An 18023-nucleotide genomic window follows, 5' to 3' on the forward strand; every position below is an offset into this window, starting at 1 on the left:
ATTTTTAAATTTTGACAAACTTACCCGATGGCAACACCTTAAAATCAATTCCTTCTATAAAAGCGGTAAACTGATTATGGTTCATTTTTCTTGTTGGTTTTATTTCTCCTAATTTGAAACCACCATCTGGCTTGAAATTATCTTTTTTAATTTCATCTGCTTTCCTTGCTTCTTTAAAATAACGAAACATAATAGCACCATATTCATCAATTTTCGCTGAAGGCCTTACAATTCTCTGAATAGACAGTCCTTCAATAATGTAAATTCTTCCTTTTAAATCTACTAATTCAAAAACATCATCGGGATTCTCAACATCTTTATCATAAAAAACAACTTGTTGCCCTCTCTTCAAAATTAAGTCCATACCATTCCTTTTAGCAATTGGAACCTGAACTATTTTTCCTTTTACATCCTTTTCCTTAAATAGTGGATAGAAGCCTTGTTTATCCTTAATTAACTTCGCTAAATTAAAATTATTAATTAATTCAAATTCCCTCTTCCCATCCAATTCATAAATCGCCATGCAATAATTTTCATCATTCTGCCCATAAACTTTTTGTTTGTGTTCGTGACGAGATTTTGATAATAAACTATGTTCTTTTATTTCTAATGGATTTTTGACTGAACTGGCGTATAGACGAACTTTATTAATTGGAATCTGTTTTTCTTCATTCATCCAAACTTGCCCATCGACTTTGTTTTTCTGTTGCGGATTAGAAGAAAGCATCAAAACTTTATTTGCTACAGCTTTTTTTACTTTTTCTTTTACACTTTCATCCACAATACTTTCGATATCTGAAGATTTTATACTTTCCAAATCTTTACGAATTACGTATCTAATTTCTTCTATATTTAAAGGATTTTTAATTGCTCCGTAAATACTATCTTGATGCAAAGAACCCCGTATAGTGTCACCTTGCTGCAATCTTGGGAGTTTTTTACCGTCCTTATCTAATTTGTAAATAATCTTTCCCTGAACATCTTTTTTAGGAATAGCTCTTCCATTAAAATCTCTTTCAATTTCAGCAACATATTGCTTCTTACCTCTAATTCTCACAATCTTTTTAGATTGCTTCTTAACATTGTCAGGCGTATAATGCGAGACCAAAATTTCTTCTTCAATTTTTTTTAAATCCTCTTTAAAGGTTTTCCAAGGTTTCGAGTCGGCAAGAATTTTTCTAGCTTCGGTGATTTGCTCTTTATCCTCTAAAGTCCAAGCATGTGCCAACACATCATATTTGTCTTTGGTCATACACGCGATGGTAATTGCATCTATAGTGTGATGTGTGTGCTTGCTTCTGTCTTTTTCTTCAAAATACTTTTTGCCATCTTTTTGATAGCTTTCCTGAATTCCCCACATTTTTCTAAACTCGGCAACCATTCCGCCTTTTACACTTTCTACTCTACTAAAATACGACTTCAAATAGGCTTGCGCATATCTCGTAATTATTCCTGTATCTGGAATTTGACTGTTTTTAAAACCTACTTTCGGCTCTGTCCACACAAAACGATCGTATTTTCCTTGAATATAATCTCGCTTCAAAGTCAAATAGTGCCTTCTTCTTATTTTTTTGTCTTTAGCTTCTTTGGTTGCCGCGGTTTTTGTCGAGCGAATAATCATTTCTATTTCTCTGCTCAAATTATTAGCTTCTTCTTTCCAATATGCAATTCTTGGTAAAATTTCTAAATGATTGCCTAATTCAAAAGGCATTTTTTGCTTTTTAACATCTCTGTTAAACTTCTGACTACAAAGCGTTTTATTCATTTGCGAATTATCTTGCGAGATACTTCTTGGAACCGTGTGTTCTATATCGTAGGCAGGATTATCTCCAATAATATCGCATATGCTAATACTGTTTCCATTCTCATAAATCTCTTTCCTGTCTTGCTCAATCCATAGTTGATAACGTAATAAATCATCAACCGTTGGCTCGATTTCTTTATTACATTCTGCTAAATAGAGTTTCTTAATTTCATCTCTATACTTTTCACGCTCTTTTTTATTCTCATTTTGATAATCCTGAATTCCTTTTCGTTTATTGGCATCGTTCAATTCACGAGCCATTTCAATATGAATTCGAGTAGATGAATCTACTTGTTCTTCAACTATCAATGTATTCAAAACTTTACGCAATTGATGCAAAGCACGCATTGCCATTGGATTTTTAATAGATGAAGTTAACGGACTTCCTAAAATAAGTTGCCCTGTTTCTGTTCCATCTTTATCTTTCACTATTTGTTTTTTAAAAACTTCAATGTCTGATGGATGATATAGTTTTTTTAACTGTTTGGCATTACTGCAAAAAACCTCTCCATCTTCATTTTCTCCTTTTAGAAATTCTAAAACTTTTTCATCTAAACGCTTTACTTTTATGAATTTATAAGCCTTTAATTGTTCAATAAAAACAGGAAATAATTCGTTTAAAATAGTTTCTTGCTTTATACCATCATCGATGTGATGAAATTTAAAAAAAGAAACGAGTTTTTTACTTAAATCCTTTCTATAAGTATCTTCTGCTTCTTTAGAGTAGTAGGCTCCATCAACTTTGCATTCTTTAATTAATCCGTTTACAACTTCCAGAAGTCCATTATCAAAAATATTATTGGCTATAATTTCAGCAATCTTGTCTTGAATATATTTTCTTTGTCCTAAATCATTCCAAATTACCTCATCCACAATACTTTCAATATTTGCCATAAATACAGCGTGTGAATACAATAATCCTTCTCTCATATAAGGAAGAATCTTGTTTATCGCATTTAGACTCAAATTTCCAAAATCCTTTTTCAATTTAATCTTGCTGAAAGCCTTGGCATTTTTATCCTCCAATCCTAATTTATTTTTTGCATATTCGTACAAATAAATATCTGAAGTGGAAACAGATAACAAATGCCATAAATCCTTATAATTAACGGTTCTGGAAACTTCAATACCTTTTGAATTAGTCGTTTTATAGATAAATGATTTTGTCTTCCAATCTTCACCAACTACACTCTTTAATGAAGCTGAAACTGGACAACCCGAAACTGTATCTGTTGGCTTATAATTAAACCAATAATGAAAACTATCTCTTTTTGAAGATTTATAAAATCCAAAAGTTGCTCCTTTCTCAATCAATTCTTTAGCTAAATCTTCAAAATTGAAGTTGTCTTTTTTTCTTAAAAATTTAGGAATTAAATTTAATTTTTCTTCTTGACTTAAAAATCTCAACACTTTTTCAGACTGAGTACCTATTTTAATGGTATTTAAATATTCCCACATTCTTTTTTCTTCAAAATCAGGATGTGAAATAGCACAACGAGATTTGCTTTTTTCAAAGGAACATTTCCCTATTAATCCTTTTTGAGATTTTAAAGGACGTTGAAAAAAGATTGCTTTGTATAACTCTTTAGCCAAACCCTCAAACTTCTTTTCTGGTAGTTTTTCATTTTGATTAATTGAACCAATTCCTTGAAATTTACAAATTATTTTAAATTCTTCAAGATAGTGATCTTCTCTTGAAGTGTATTGATTTCTAATTCTTTCTTTGTTATATAAGCTGAAAAAATATTGTCCTAAAGTTTTAAAATTTCCTTCAAGCATAGCTTGAGATATATCTTTAATTTTAGCTTTTACTTTACCTAAAACATCTTTTTTGTTTAATCGTTCAATAATTTCTGCTTTGCCTTTTTCAAAATCAGTATCATTCTTTTTAACAATTGCTTGAATTGATCTATATAAAGAAACTAATTTTTTATCCCCTTCATCTAAATCTTTTGCAAAACCGCCTTTTTCATTAGCATCAAGAATTCCTGTATCAAAAAAATAATCTTTTAAACTTGTAAGAATCTCATCAGTAGAATTTAAATCTTCAACGAGTGCTTCAATTTTTGGACAATGTTCTTCTAAAATTCCTTCAGCAGATTGGTCTAAACGATTACTCAAAAAACCTCTTCTTTGGGCAATATGATAGAATGCACGCCCTACTTCAAACAAAGTAACTTTTTGTTTACTGGCTATATCTCTAAAAAAATAAGGATTAATGTTTTCATCATCACTAGTTCTTAGCCATTTCAAAAATTCAGGATTTAATGGATAATCTCTGAAACCAGATTTTTTCCAATCCTCTACTTCTTCAATTGAAAGTGGGCACATTCCATTTAATGATAGTACTTTTAATGTTTCGTATTTTCTTAATTTTCTGCGATATTTAATTTTTCGCGCACTTCTGTAACCTGTTCGTTCAGCAGCACGTGAACTTTCAATACCTTTTTCGGACTTAACTCCTTCTGAAAATATCCTAACACCTTTATCTACTAGAGAAAAATCATTTCCATCTTTATCCACAATCGCCCATCCAATCGAGTTTGTTCCTAAATCTAATCCTAATATTTTTGCCATTTCAATCTGTGTTTTGTAAGAGTGTTGAAAAATACATATAAAATAATTAGCCATTTTACGGTTTTCCTCATTGCAACCTAACTATTTTTTGTTTAGGTTTGTAACTGATTAAAATTTCTAATCTTTAATCTTATCACAATAAGGCTATATGCCGTAGATGAAAATCTTTAGTCCTGCTTCGGTGGGACTTTTTTTTGAAAACAACTCATAATTTCACACCAAAACCCTAGCCCTGATGGCAGCGGCATCCTTTTTAGTTTGCTTTTTTGCTAACAAAAAGATACAGCGATCAGCAGGAAATGGCTCCAAATGAAAACATTTTTAAACATAAAACGACTATTAATAATGGTTTTATTTTGTACTTTCATACTGCTTTAGTATCTTTCGCAATAGATATAAATACAAACCTTATACATTGAAAAAATGTTAGAAGAAAAGAATGATAACCTGTCTCGTCAGGAAAACGAAGCAGATGGAAACTTAGAAAACAATGCTACGGCATCCGATCAATTCCAAAAGGAACACCTTGAAGCAACACCTGAAACAGAACCAAGTGATATGCCAGCCGAAGATAACTTAGTTGTTCCTGCTGAGGCCTCCCCCACTGATACTGCTATGGACACAAACAACCAGATGGCTCTAGACGCCATTGCTGACACAAACGCAGAAGAAAGTGAGGACGAGACGCTTAAAGATCGTCATGAAATTTCTATGCAAGATTATGATACTTTATCATTAGAACAACTTGTTGAGGAATTGAAAAATTTAGTTTCCAATGAAAAAGTGATGTCTTTTAAGGATCACATAGAAGAAGTAAAAAAAGCATTCTTAGCAAAATACAACCACCTTGTAGAAGAGAAGAAAGAGGAATTTATTGCTGAAAACCAAGATCCTACTGAAGATTTTCAATATCACTCGCCTTTAAAAACTCAATTTGATAAGTTCTACTCTCAATTTAGAGATACTAAAAACACTCATTTCAAGAGTTTACAAACCAACCTAAAAACAAATTTAGAGAATCGATTGGCTATTGTTGAAGAACTAAAAGAGCTAATTAATCCGCAAGAGAACATCAAAGACACCTTGAAACATTTTAATGATTTAAGAGAACGATGGAAAAATGCTGGTCCAATTCCTAAAGACAAATACAACCACGTATGGAACAATTTCCATTTTCATGTGGAAAATTTCTACGATTATTTACACCTGGACCGAGAGGCTCGAGACTTAGATTTCAAGCACAATTTAGAGCAAAAGCAAAAAATTGTGGCCCGAGTGGAAGAGTTAGTAAATGAAGCTGATATTAACAAGGCTTTTAGAGAATTACAAGACTTGCACAGGATTTGGAAAGAAGACATTGGACCGGTTTCGAGAGAACACCGCGATGAAATATGGAACAAGTTTAGTGATTTAACTAAGCAAATGCATGACAAACGCGAAGTGTTATTTGAAAATCAAAGAGGTACAGAACTTGAAAATTTAGAAAAGAAAAAAGAGATTATTGCTAAAATTGAAGTTTTGGCGACTGAAAAAGTCAATGCACACTCGCAATGGTTGGCACAAATTGAAAAAGTAGAGGCATTACGCACCGCTTTCTTCTCTGCTGGAAAAGTCCCTTCGGATGTAAACGAAGAAACTTGGGCTAGTTTTAAAACTGCCGTTAGAAATTTCAATTCGTTTAAAAATTCGTTTTACAAAGACATTAAAAAAGATCAAAACGATAATTTAAGCCTAAAAACTGCTTTGGTCCTCAAGGCTAAAGAATTACAAGAAAGCCTAGATTTTGCTGCTACTACCCCTATCATGAAGCAAATTCAAGAGGAGTGGAAACAGATTGGACATGTGCCAAGAAAATATTCAGATAAAATCTGGAAGGAATTCAAAGACGCTTGTAATCATTATTTTGAAAAGTTAAAAGAACAAAAAAACGAAGAAAATAGCGAAGAGGTAGAAGCTTTTGACAACAAAAAAGCCTATTTAGAAACGTTGAGAGAATTCCAATTGAGTGGAGATCATAAAACTGATTTAGACGCTATTAAATTGCATATCGAAACTTGGAAAAACTTTGGAAAAGTCCCTTTCCCAAGAAGACATATAGAGGGGAAATTCAATAAAATTCTGGATGCTCTGTTTGAAAAATTGAGTTTGAGTAAAAAAGACACAGATATGATGCGTTTTGCCAATAGAATGGATCATTTATCTGAAAGTCATGATACACGTAAACTGGATAATGAAAAGATTTTCTTGATGCGCAAAATTGATGAAGTTCAGAATGAAATTTTCCAATTGGAAAACAACATTCAGTTTTTTACCAATACTCGCAATGCTAAAAAAGAGAATTCTATTGTGTTAGAAGTTCGTAAAAACATTGCTATTCACAAAGAAAGTCTTGATGTTTGGAAAGAGAAACTAAAACAATTGCGAAACTTGAAAATCGAGTAATTATATTTTTTTACGTATAAAAAACTTGAGGCTGTTCATTATAGACAGCCTCTTTTTTTTGTTCTAGCTTATCGCTTTATGATAATTATCATTTTAATAGTTGTGCAGTCGTTTTACTTTTGATAAATATTAAATGACGCTGCTATGAAAAATTCTTTAATTCAAAAATACAATGTTCCCGGACCTCGATACACCAGTTATCCTACCGTACCTTATTGGGATGATGTTGATTTTTCATACGAAGTTTGGACAGCAACTCTAAGAAAATCATTCATAGAAAGTAATGGACCAGAAGGCATCAGTCTTTATATTCATTTGCCTTTCTGCGAAAGTTTATGCACATTTTGTGGCTGCAACAAGCGCATCACAAAAAATCATAGCGTAGAACATCCTTACATCGAAGCAGTATTGAAAGAATGGGCCATCTATTGTAAAATCCTTGGAGAAAAACCAAGTATAAAAGAAATTCATTTAGGCGGTGGTACTCCTACTTTTTTCTCCACTAAAAACTTAGAAGACCTAATAAACGGTATTTTCTCCTATGCCACGAAAGCGCCAAATCATGAATTTAGTTTTGAAGGACATCCTAACAATACCTCTCATGAACATTTGCAAAAGCTATATGATTTAGGTTTTAGAAGAGTGAGTTTTGGCGTACAGGATTACTCCGTAAAAGTTCAAAAAGCAATTCATAGAGAACAGCCCTTTCATAATGTGGCAAAAGTGACGTTTTGGGCTAGAGAAATTGGGTATACTTCTATTGGTCACGATATTATTTTTGGTTTGCCATTTCAGGAAGTCGAGGATATTGTTGATACCATTGAGAAAACTAAATCATTACAGCCAGATCGATTGGCATTTTATAGTTATGCTCATGTTCCTTGGATTAAAGGAAATGGACAACGCGGATTTAAAGACGAGGACATTCCACAAGACGACAAAAAAAGAAAGTTATATGAAACTGGCAAAAAATTACTTTTCGAAAATGGCTATCATGAAATTGGAATGGATCATTTTGCCTTAGAAACAGACAGTTTGTATGAAGCATTTCAAAAGGGCACACTACATCGTAATTTTATGGGATACTGTTCCTCTAAAACGAAGTTGATGCTTGGCTTAGGTGTTTCCGCAATTAGTGATAGTTGGTATAGTTTTGCTCAAAATGTAAAAAATCTAGAAGATTATTATCAAATATTAGAATGGGATAAATTACCCGTTTTTAGAGGACACGTATTGACCACAGAAGACCTCATCATACGAAAACATATTTTGAATTTGATGTGCCAATTTAAAACGTCTTGGAATGATACGGAAGGCTATTTTAATGAAATCCCCGAAATAGTAAATCAGTTAAAAGAAATGGAAAGCGATGGCTTATTGATTACTACTAAAAACAGCATCGAGGTCACAGAAAATGGAAAACCTTATGTTCGCAATATCTGTATGGCATTTGATTTGCGATTGAAAAGAAAAGCGCCGGAAACAGAATTATTTTCGATGACCATATAATTTTTAACCTTTTTCATATAAAAAGCACGCCATTCAGCGTGCTTTTTATATGAAAAATTGCGAAAAGGTTAGTGACAATTTGGATCAGCTTGAATAAACAAGCTCATATTAGATGGGGAAATATAAGGAATCCCCAATCCCAAACCTCTCAAAATAAATAAACACCCAATAGCTACAGCCACATAAGGAATCGTTTTTTGGATTCTGTTGCGAATAGGCAAGGTTATAAAAGAGTTGATATATACCACGCTGCTCATCAAGGGAACAGTTCCTAATCCAAATAAAATCATGTATAAAACACCCAAGCTTTCACTTTGCATAGCAATAGCACCAAATAAGGCGACATAAACCATTCCGCAAGGCAAAAATCCATTTAATAGACCGATAGTAAATAATGATTTAAAACTCTTATTTCTAAACTGACTTCCTAATGCAGTTTTGATTTTAGAAATTAATTTAAAAACCGGTTTTGAAAAGTTGTACTTCGCAAAAATTTTGTCTGGAATTAAAACAATACTAATCATGGCTACGCCAATAAATATCGATAAATTCTGCTGCAAACCAGCCAATAGAAATCCTTTCCCCAGCAGTCCAAAAACAAATCCAATGGTACCGTAAGCCGTTAATCTTCCTAGATGATACGTGATGATTTGAATTGCTTTCTTGGTCTGATTAGTGCGATCTACGGGCAACATCATAGCAATAGGTCCACACATGCCAATGCAATGAAAACTACTTATTAAACCGAAAATGAAGGCAGAGTAAAGCATTTTTGTAGCTTTATGTCCAGAAGTCGAAAGTCTTAAGGTGTACTGTAACCTTAAAAGATTAAACCTGCTTGACTAATTGATGTAAATTGTTTCTTTAGACAAATAAGATTTCCCCTCATATTGCCATTCCATATTAATGTCCCAGCGACCGCCTGCCAAACTTTTTTTAGGTATGAGCAAAGTAGTAGCATCAGATAATGAAATTGGAATCTCAAAATCTAATTTTTTGTTAGACGGTCTATAAAGGGACACTTTTCCTTTAATATTTATTGGAACAAATACCGTTGGAAAAACAATTGTAATTCCAGATGCTCCAGCCGTTATTATTGGCTTTTCTTGTAAATCCTCGGCATTTTGAACCCGTTCCATTTCCTCGCCAAAACGAGCATCATGTTTATAATATTCCTCCACTACTAGATCATTATCGTATTTAGAATCCGACTGAACCATAAAAACAAAATACAAAATGAAGGTTATAAACAACCCAAAAGCAATGACTATTGCTGTTCCCCAATTAATTTTCATACTATTCTATTTATAAATTTCAACTCGTTTGACATCAGTCAAAACTTCGTGGACTTAAAAAGCTAGTTGTACTGGTTTCTATTTTTTCCTTTCCGTTGTAGACTTCAATCTTCAGCTTTGTTTTATCACTGTCTAAAACGTTGTTATTGATTTCAACAAACAAGGTTCCACCGCTCATTCCTTGTTTTGGGACTTTTAAAGCTTGTTTTCCAACTACTTTTAAAGTTCCTTTTATACCCACTAATTTAAAATGAATGTCATCAAAATCATTGTTAGTTTTATTTATAATTTTAAAAGTATAAATATTACTAATGTTATCTCCTTTGTGTTGAAACAATTGTCCTGGTAATCTTAAGATCGTTGCCTCTACATCAGTACGTAAGAACAAAAGTCCAATTAAGATACCCGTCAAAATAAACAGCACCGCTGAGTAGCCTTTCATTCTTGGAGTAAACTTGAACTTTGCGTTTTTCTCAATTTCTTCTTCAGAGGCATAACGTATAAGGCCTTTGGGCAAACCCACATTTTCCATAATTGTATCGCATTCATCAATACAGGCGGTACAATTGACACATTCCATCTGCGTTCCGTTACGAATGTCGATTCCGGTTGGACAAACATTTACACACTGTTTGCAATCAATACAATCTCCTTTTCCAGTTGATGCCCTGTCTTCTTGCTTGTTAAATTTGGCTCTACCGGCTTCTTTTTCACCTCGAACAAAATCATAGGCAACATTGATCGATTTATCGTCTAACAAAACGCCTTGCAATCTACCATAAGGACAGGCAATGATACAAACCTGCTCTCTAAACCATGCAAAAATAAAGTAAAATACACCCGTAAAAATCAATAAGGAAACAAGAGTACTAATATGATTTGCAGGCCCTTCTTCGATCATCAGTAGTAGTTTGTCGCTACTGATAAGATAAGCTAGGAATACGTTGGCTATAAAAAAGGAGATAATTAAAAACAAAGTCCATTTAAGGCCTTTTTTTCTGATTTTCTCTGCATTCCACTCCTGTTTTTCTAAACGGATTTGAGCGCCTCGATCTCCTTCTATCCAATATTCTATTCTGCGAAAAACCATTTCTAGAAAGATGGTCTGCGGACAAATCCATCCACAAAAAATTCGCCCAAAAATAACGGTAAACAGGATAACAAAAACAACCCCTACAATCATGAAAAGAACAAAAAGATAAAAATCTTGTGGCCAAAAAGGAAATCCAAAAATATTAAATCGTCGCTCCAAAATATTGAACATCATGAACTGGTTGCCATTGATTTTCACAAATGGGTTTGCAATAAGTACAATCAGTAAAAAATAGCTAACCCATTTCCTGTAATCATAAAACTTTCCGGAAGGTTTTTTGGGAAAAATAAATTTTCGGTTGCCCTCTTCGTCGATTGTTCCAATAGTATCTCTAAAAGCTTCATCTGGTAATTTTGACATTTTTTTTTATTTAAAACACTGTTCAAATAATTCGTACTATTTTTAAGTTAAACAAAAACGTGTGTTTGTACTTTTTATTTAACTGCAACTGTTGCATTTTCATCTACCCAAACCTCACCTTCCGGCGCTTTAGGATCAACAGGATTGCTTCCTTTTAAGGATAGAATATAGCTGGCTACTTTTTGCATTTCTTTAGGTTTCAAAGTACCTTTCCAAGAAATCATTCCTTTTCCATCACGTCCTCCATTTACAAGAGTGTGAAAAACATTTTTTATTCCACCCCCTAAAATCCATTGATCATCGGTTAGGTTAGGTCCAATTTGCCCTCCACCATCTGCTCTGTGACAAGCAGCGCAATTAGTAGTAAAGATTACTTTTCCTGCCGCTAAATCAGCAGGATCTGTTAACAAAGTAACTGTTTTTTCATCCATCATATCTGGAGCAGTTTTCATATACTCTGCAACTTCAATTTTAGCTTGGGCGATTTCTTTTTTAAGTTCCATCTCCTGATTATCAGCTCCTAATATTTCAAATCGAACCATATAAACAACGCCAAAAACAATTGAAGCATAGAATAAATAGACCCACCATGGTGGAAGGTTATTATCTAACTCTTTGATACCGTCGTAGTCATGATCCAGTAATAATTGACCCTCATCAGCTAATGGAGCAGTTTTAGTCAATTTTTCCATTAATTTTTTATACCATTCTTTATCCTTGAAGCTCAAATTATTTGTTTCATTTAATTTGATTTTTTCTTCCTCTGTCAATAAAAGATAAGTGATATTATCTACCGCTCTCATGGTAATTTCTATTGCTATAACAAGGAAAAGAAACACGAATAAGAATACTGCAACCATTGGAAATTTTATAAAAGCAGGTCGATCTCCTGAGTCTACAAAGAATTCGATCGCTCCAAATACAGCAAAGAAAATAACGGGTACGCTAACGTATGCTGGAATAAATTTTTTCATTCTTTAAATTTTAAAAAATTATACTTTTTAATTGTCTTTCAATGGAATTTCACTCAATTCATCAATTGTTTCTTTCTTATAGGAGAAAACCCAGATCCCCAATCCTACAAAGAAGAAGAAAAAAATTAATAATGATAAGATGGGATATATCGACACACCATCGATTGTCTCCATATTGTGTTTTATTTGTTCAAACATGACTCTTAATTTTTAGCAGTATTTTTAACTTTAATGTCTGTTCCAAGTCTTTGCATGTAAGCAATCAGAGCTACAATTTCTCTTTCATTCATTGGGACAAACTTTTCTCCTCTTGCGGCTGCTTTTTTCTTGCTTTCCTCATAACTTTTAACAAAGTCTGGATCGTTTTTCAAGTTTTCTTCAATTAAAACGGCTTGTTTTCTCAAATCATCTAAACCACTTGCTACTTGAGCCTCTGTATAAGGTACTCCCAGTGTAACCATTGCTTGCATTTTCTTTTGAGTTAAAGAAATATCCATTGGCTTGTTATCAAATAACCATTTGTATCCTGGCATAATTGAACCTGCAGAAATACTTTGTGGACTCCAGAAATGGTTAAAATGCCAGTTGTCATTGTATTTTCCACCTACTCTTAATAAATCTGGTCCTGTACGTTTAGATCCCCATAAAAATGGATGGTCGTAAACAAACTCACCTGCTTTAGATTGTGGTCCATAACGTTCCACTTCACTTCTAAAAGGACGAACAGATTGAGAGTGACAACCCACACAACCTTCGCGAATGTATAAATCACGACCTTCTAGTTCTAAAGGAGAATAAGGTTTTACGCTAGTAATTGTTGGAATATTAGATTTAACCATAATCGTAGGCACAATTTGAATCACACCACCAATTAAAATCGCTACTGTAGCTAAAATTGTCAATTGAATTGGTTTTCTTTCTAACCAAGGATGAAATTTTTCTCCTTTTATTCTTCCAGAGCTAATTCTTATTAAAGCTGGAGCTTCGGCTAATTCATCTTCAATTTTAGAGCCTGCTCTTAAAGTTTGAACAATGTTATAGACTAAAACAAGCATTCCCGTTAAATATAGGGTTCCACCAATCGCTCTCATCCAATACATAGGCATAATTTGAGTGACAGTTTCCAAGAAGTTACCATAAGTTAAAGTTCCGTCTGGGTTAAACTGTTTCCACATTGAAGCTTGTAAAAACCCAGCTACATACATTGGAATCGTATACAATATAATTCCTAAAGTACCTATCCAAAAGTGAAAGTTAGCTAATTTCAAAGAGTATAAATTCGTTTTGGCCATTCTAGGAACCAACCAATAAATCATACCGAAAGCCATAAATCCATTCCACGCTAAGGCACCTACATGCACGTGAGCAATAATCCAATCCGTGTAATGTGCAATTGCATTAACATTTTTAAGAGACAACATTGGTCCTTCAAAAGTGGCCATTCCATAACCTGTAATCGCTACAACGAAGAATTTTAAAACAGGATCTACTCGTACTTTATCCCAAACACCTCTTAACGTCAAAAGACCGTTGATCATACCACCCCAAGATGGAGCAAGCAACATTATTGAGAAAGCAACACCTAAATTTTGCGCCCAGTTAGGCAAAGCAGAATATAATAAGTGGTGCGGTCCAGCCCAGATGTAAATAAAAATCAAAGACCAAAAGTGAACAATAGATAATCTATAAGAATAAACAGGACGATTAGCCGCTTTTGGAACAAAATAATACATCAGTCCTAAGAAAGGAGTCGTCAAGAAAAAGGCAACTGCATTATGTCCGTACCACCATTGCACTAAAGCATCTTGAACACCTGCATAAACAGAGTAACTTTTAAATGCAGAAACTGGTAATTCTAAATTATTGAATATATGCAAAACTGCTACCGTAACGAATGTTGCCAAGTAAAACCAAATCGCAACATATAAATGGCGTTCTCTTCGTTTGATCATGGTACCAATCATATTGATTCCCATTACCACCCAAATCAGCGTGATTGCAATATCTATTGGCCACTCTAATTCAGCATACTCCTTTGAAGAACTATAGCCTAAAGGTAGTGTTATAGCCGCAGCAACGATAATTAACTGCCAGCCCCAAAAGTGAACATTACTCAAAAAATCACTGAACATTCTCGCTTTAAGCAAGCGCTGCATAGAATAATACATTCCAGCAAAAAAAGCATTTCCTACAAATGCAAAAATAACAGCATTTGTATGTAGCGGTCTTAACCGACCATAACTTAACCACGAAATACCATCGGTCATGTTAGGAAAAAGAAACATAAAGGCCAATGTAAGCCCAACTAGCATTCCTACCACTCCAAAAAGGATCGTGGCATAAATGAATTTTTTTACAATTTTGTTGTCATAATAAAACTGCTGCATTTCCATAATTCAATTGGTTTTTATTTTAATTTAAATGTTCAAGGTCAGTAGTTTTGGATTCAAATATCCAATTCCTTTTCCTCATTATTTTCAACTCTATTTTCTTTTTTAGTTGATTTTAACAGCTCATCATCAAATAGCATTCTGACTGATGGCGTATAATCATCGTCATATTGTCCTGTTTTTACTGCTGTAATAAAAGCAATAAAGAACCCAATGGCGATTAGTATACTGATGGAGATTAATAAATAAATGACACTCATACCTTAATTTGTGTTAACAAAGTTACTTTTCCGTTTCCGAGTAAAATATGACATTTGTCATACTTAGTTATAATTGTTAAAAATATGTGAAAACGCAACTCAAAAACTTATCTAATTCTATTTTTTACTTGCATAATAACTACTCATGAGCGTTACAAAACTTACAATTGTTATCGTGCTTAAAGGCATTATAATAGCCGCAACTAAAGGCAATAAGTTTCCAGTAATAGCAAATGCTAATCCCACTACATTGTATAATAATGAAAGGGTAAAACTCATTTTGATGGTGGTTATGGAGTTCTTGGATAACTTCAAAAAATAGTTTAATTTTTGAAATTCATTCGCATCCAAAATCGCATCACAGGCTGGCGAAAAAACATTCACGTTTTCAGAAATCGAAATCCCTACGTTACTTTGTGCCAGAGCTCCAGCATCATTCAATCCATCGCCCACCATCATTACGTTATTCCCATTATCTTGCAAATTTTTAATAAATTCTAATTTTTGTTCTGGTTTTTGATTGAAAATTAATTCCGTGCCTTTCGGCAAAAGCTGCTCCAGAGTGGCTCGTTCACCTTCATTATCACCAGACAAAACCTTAATTTGGTAGTTACCACTTAAGTTATTAAAAAGAGAGGCGAGTCCTTCTCTGTACTGATTATTGAAAATAAATTTCCCGTAATAAATTCTATTAATCTTAATATGAACCGCCGTTTGTTGCAGCTTATTTTCTTCGATTTTCTCGACAAAAGCAGCAGACCCAATTTGAATTTGGTGACCAAAAATATGAGCTTCCATTCCTTTGCCTGTAATTTCTTCAAAAGCATCCACGCGCCACTTTTTAGCATCATTTGCTGATTTATTCGGCAAAATTAAAATTGGCAAATAATCATATAACATTCTGCTTAACGGATGATTTGAAGCTCTCAACACGTTTTTTATCAGTAGCAAGTATTCGTCGGAAAGTATTTCTCCCTCATACGAAATATTCGATTTTTTATTAGTTGTAATTGTTCCTGTTTTATCAAAAACGATGGTATCGACTTTAGCTAATTGTTCAATCACCAAAGCATTTTTGAGATAAAATTTCTGTTTGCCTAAAATCCGTAAGACATTACCAAAAGTAAAAGGCGCCGTTAATGCCAATGCGCAGGGACACGCAACAATAAGTACTGCCGTAAAAACATTAAAAGCGATATTTGCATCTATGAAAATCCAATATCCAAATCCTGAAAAGGCAATTAACAGTAGAATTGGAGTAAAATAACGAGAGATTCTATCGGTAATGGTCTTGTGTTTTTGTACGACATTTTTTTGAAAAACATCATTGCTCCATAATTGTGTCAAGTAACTTTGAGAAACCGAATGCAACACTTCCATTTCAATGACTTTCCCTATTTGTTTTCCTCCTGCAAATACTTTATCTCCTGATTTTTTAGTTATTGGAATGGCTTCTCCAGTGACAAAACTATAATCAATTTCCGCTTTTTCTGAAATTAAAATACCATCAACCGGGATTAGCTCTTGGTTTCTAATTAAAAGTCTATCCCCTTTTTCTACTTCATAAATAGGAACACTTTCTTCTAGAGAATCCGAATTAATCTTAGTGATTGCGATTGGGAAATAGGATTTAAAATCTCTTTCAAAACTCAAGAAACTGTATGTTTTTATTTGGAACATTTTTCCCAAAAGCATAAAGAAAATTAAACCAGTTAAGCTATCGAAAAAACCAGAGCCATAATCCATAACAATATCAAACGTACTGCGCACAAACATCACAACAATTCCTAAAGCAATGGGAATATCGATATTCAGCATTTTAGATCTAATACTTTTAAAAGCAGAAACATAATATCCACTGGCGGAGTAAAAGAAACTAGGGAGCGCCAAAGCAAAAATCAACCATCTAAAAAAACCACGGTATTGATCCAGCCAATATTCTTTAACTTCAAAATATTCTGGAAAGGAAAGTAACATGATATTCCCAAAACAAAAAAAAGCAACGCCTAATTTATAAGTTAAACTTCTATCAACGTTACTAGTACCAGTTTCATAATTTTCTAAACTAATATAAGGTTCATATCCAATGGAACTCAACAAATAAACAATAGTTTTGATAGAAACTTCCTCCGGGTTGTAGGTGATTCGAACCTTCTTTTCAGGAAAATTAACTTGTGAAGAACTTATTCCTTTTTGAAGACGCTGTAAATTTTCCAAAATCCAAATACACGAGCTGCAATGAATATGTGGAATGTTAAGTGAAATAATAGCGGTTGAATTCTCTTTGAATTCCAAAAGTTTGGATACAATGCTCTCATTGTCTAAAAAATCATATTTACCATTAATATCTTGCGGGGTTGCTCCAGGGGATTTTTCAAAATCATAATAACACGTCAAATCATTAAGACTAAAAATCTCGTACACCGTTTTACAACCGTTGCAACAAAATTTCTTTTCATCAAAAATTATTTCTTCTGCTTTTACAATATTTAATCCACAATGGAAACAGTTTTGTGTGTCCATAACTTTGCTCATTTTACCTAGAACAAAGAACCTAAACGATTGTTAATTAAAACATGACATTTATCATATTAAAGACTTACTTTTGTACAACCCAAAAAATCATTATTATGAGCAAATGTGAACAATGCATTGTCAGAGAATTTAGCTCACTAAAAGCACTTACAAAAGAGGAACTACTAAAACTTTCCGATTGCAAAACATCGCATATTATTAAGAGAGGGGAAGTTATATTTGAAGAAGGGGAAAATGTAAATGGTATTTATTGCATCAAAGACGGCATTTGTAAACTGACAAAACTCAGTGCAAATGGGAAAGATCATATCGTAAAATTAGTTACAAAAGGAGAATTACTAGGTCAGCGCTCCATGATTAGTGATGAACCTGTCAATTTAAGTGCGGTTGCGCTTGAAGACATGCACGTTTGTTTTATTCCAAAGGCTGACGTGATGGGATACTTTGATCAGAACAATCAGTTTTCTATGAATGTCATGAAAACGATTTGTGGTGATCTAAAAGAAGCCGATGACCACATGGTTAATTTAGCACAGAAAACCGTAAAAGAAAGATTAGCGGAAACACTTCTTTATTTACATGATACTTTTGGAAAAAACGAAGATGAATCACTAAAAGTTCAACTTTCCAGAGACGAATTGGCTAGTATTATTGGCACTGCTACTGAAAGCTGTATCCGTTTATTATCTGATTTTAAAAAATCAGGTTTAATCGAATTAACAGGTAAAAAAATTGTTTTAAAAGATATCAATGCGCTAAAAAAATTAGCAGATTAACTCAATCT

12 protein-coding genes are annotated in these 18023 nt (G+C 33.4%); 3 read left to right on the forward strand and 9 right to left on the reverse strand.

Translation table 11 applies throughout. The annotated features are described in order from the left end of the window. Positions 1-4 precede the first annotated feature (4 nt). Positions 5-4381 (reverse strand): type II CRISPR RNA-guided endonuclease Cas9, encoded by a 4377-nt coding sequence (gene cas9, locus IWX83_RS06035; protein WP_196828351.1) that lies wholly within the window; start codon positions 4379-4381, stop codon positions 5-7. A 423-nt stretch (positions 4382-4804) separates the two neighbouring features. Here cas9 and IWX83_RS06040 point away from each other — a divergent pair, with 423 nt between their 5' ends. Then, a complete protein-coding gene (locus IWX83_RS06040) occupies positions 4805-6823 on the forward strand; it encodes a DUF349 domain-containing protein (RefSeq protein ID WP_196828353.1) in 2019 nt (672 codons plus the stop codon). 144 nt (positions 6824-6967) lie between these two features. Beyond that, positions 6968-8332 carry an oxygen-independent coproporphyrinogen III oxidase gene (hemN, locus tag IWX83_RS06045; RefSeq protein ID WP_196828355.1) on the forward strand — a complete coding sequence of 455 codons (1365 nt, stop codon included), beginning with the start codon at positions 6968-6970 and terminating at the stop codon, positions 8330-8332. A 68-nt stretch (positions 8333-8400) separates the two neighbouring features. Here the strand turns inward: hemN and IWX83_RS06050 are convergent, their stop codons facing one another. The 8 genes from IWX83_RS06050 to IWX83_RS06085 form a co-directional block, all read right to left on the reverse strand. Beyond that, positions 8401-9102, reverse strand: a complete 702-nt coding sequence (locus IWX83_RS06050) for a sulfite exporter TauE/SafE family protein (RefSeq protein WP_073353722.1) — start codon at positions 9100-9102, stop codon at positions 8401-8403. Positions 9103-9174: 72 nt separating this feature from the next. Next, positions 9175-9627 (reverse strand): FixH family protein, encoded by a 453-nt coding sequence (locus tag IWX83_RS06055; RefSeq protein WP_196828357.1) that lies wholly within the window; start codon positions 9625-9627, stop codon positions 9175-9177. 34 nt (positions 9628-9661) lie between these two features. Next, positions 9662-11080, reverse strand: a complete 1419-nt coding sequence (ccoG, locus tag IWX83_RS06060; protein WP_196828359.1) for a cytochrome c oxidase accessory protein CcoG — start codon at positions 11078-11080, stop codon at positions 9662-9664. 74 nt (positions 11081-11154) lie between these two features. Then, a complete protein-coding gene (locus tag IWX83_RS06065) occupies positions 11155-12054 on the reverse strand; it encodes a cbb3-type cytochrome c oxidase N-terminal domain-containing protein (protein ID WP_073353727.1) in 900 nt (299 codons plus the stop codon). A 27-nt stretch (positions 12055-12081) separates the two neighbouring features. Beyond that, positions 12082-12252: a CcoQ/FixQ family Cbb3-type cytochrome c oxidase assembly chaperone gene (locus IWX83_RS06070; protein ID WP_072675714.1), complete on the reverse strand. Its 171-nt coding sequence runs from the start codon at positions 12250-12252 to the stop codon at positions 12082-12084. A gap of 5 nt (positions 12253-12257) precedes the next feature. Further along, complete coding sequence (gene ccoN, locus IWX83_RS06075; RefSeq protein WP_073353728.1) at positions 12258-14447, reverse strand: cytochrome-c oxidase, cbb3-type subunit I; 2190 nt, start codon at positions 14445-14447, stop codon at positions 12258-12260. Positions 14448-14500: 53 nt separating this feature from the next. After that, the gene (ccoS, locus tag IWX83_RS06080) at positions 14501-14704 is read right to left on the reverse strand and encodes a cbb3-type cytochrome oxidase assembly protein CcoS (RefSeq protein ID WP_073353730.1); all 204 of its coding nucleotides are present in this window, start codon (positions 14702-14704) and stop codon (positions 14501-14503) included. A 117-nt stretch (positions 14705-14821) separates the two neighbouring features. Beyond that, the gene (locus tag IWX83_RS06085) at positions 14822-17227 is read right to left on the reverse strand and encodes a heavy metal translocating P-type ATPase metal-binding domain-containing protein (protein WP_196828361.1); all 2406 of its coding nucleotides are present in this window, start codon (positions 17225-17227) and stop codon (positions 14822-14824) included. Between the two features lie 107 nt (positions 17228-17334). On the opposite strand from IWX83_RS06085, the gene IWX83_RS06090 reads away from it, so the two are divergent. Then, the gene (locus tag IWX83_RS06090) at positions 17335-18015 is read left to right on the forward strand and encodes a Crp/Fnr family transcriptional regulator (protein WP_196828363.1); all 681 of its coding nucleotides are present in this window, start codon (positions 17335-17337) and stop codon (positions 18013-18015) included. The last annotated feature ends 8 nt before the right edge of the window (positions 18016-18023 follow it).

It is taken from the genome of Flavobacterium sp. CG_9.1 (assembly GCF_015751645.1).
Lineage (GTDB): Bacteria > Bacteroidota > Bacteroidia > Flavobacteriales > Flavobacteriaceae > Flavobacterium > Flavobacterium xanthum.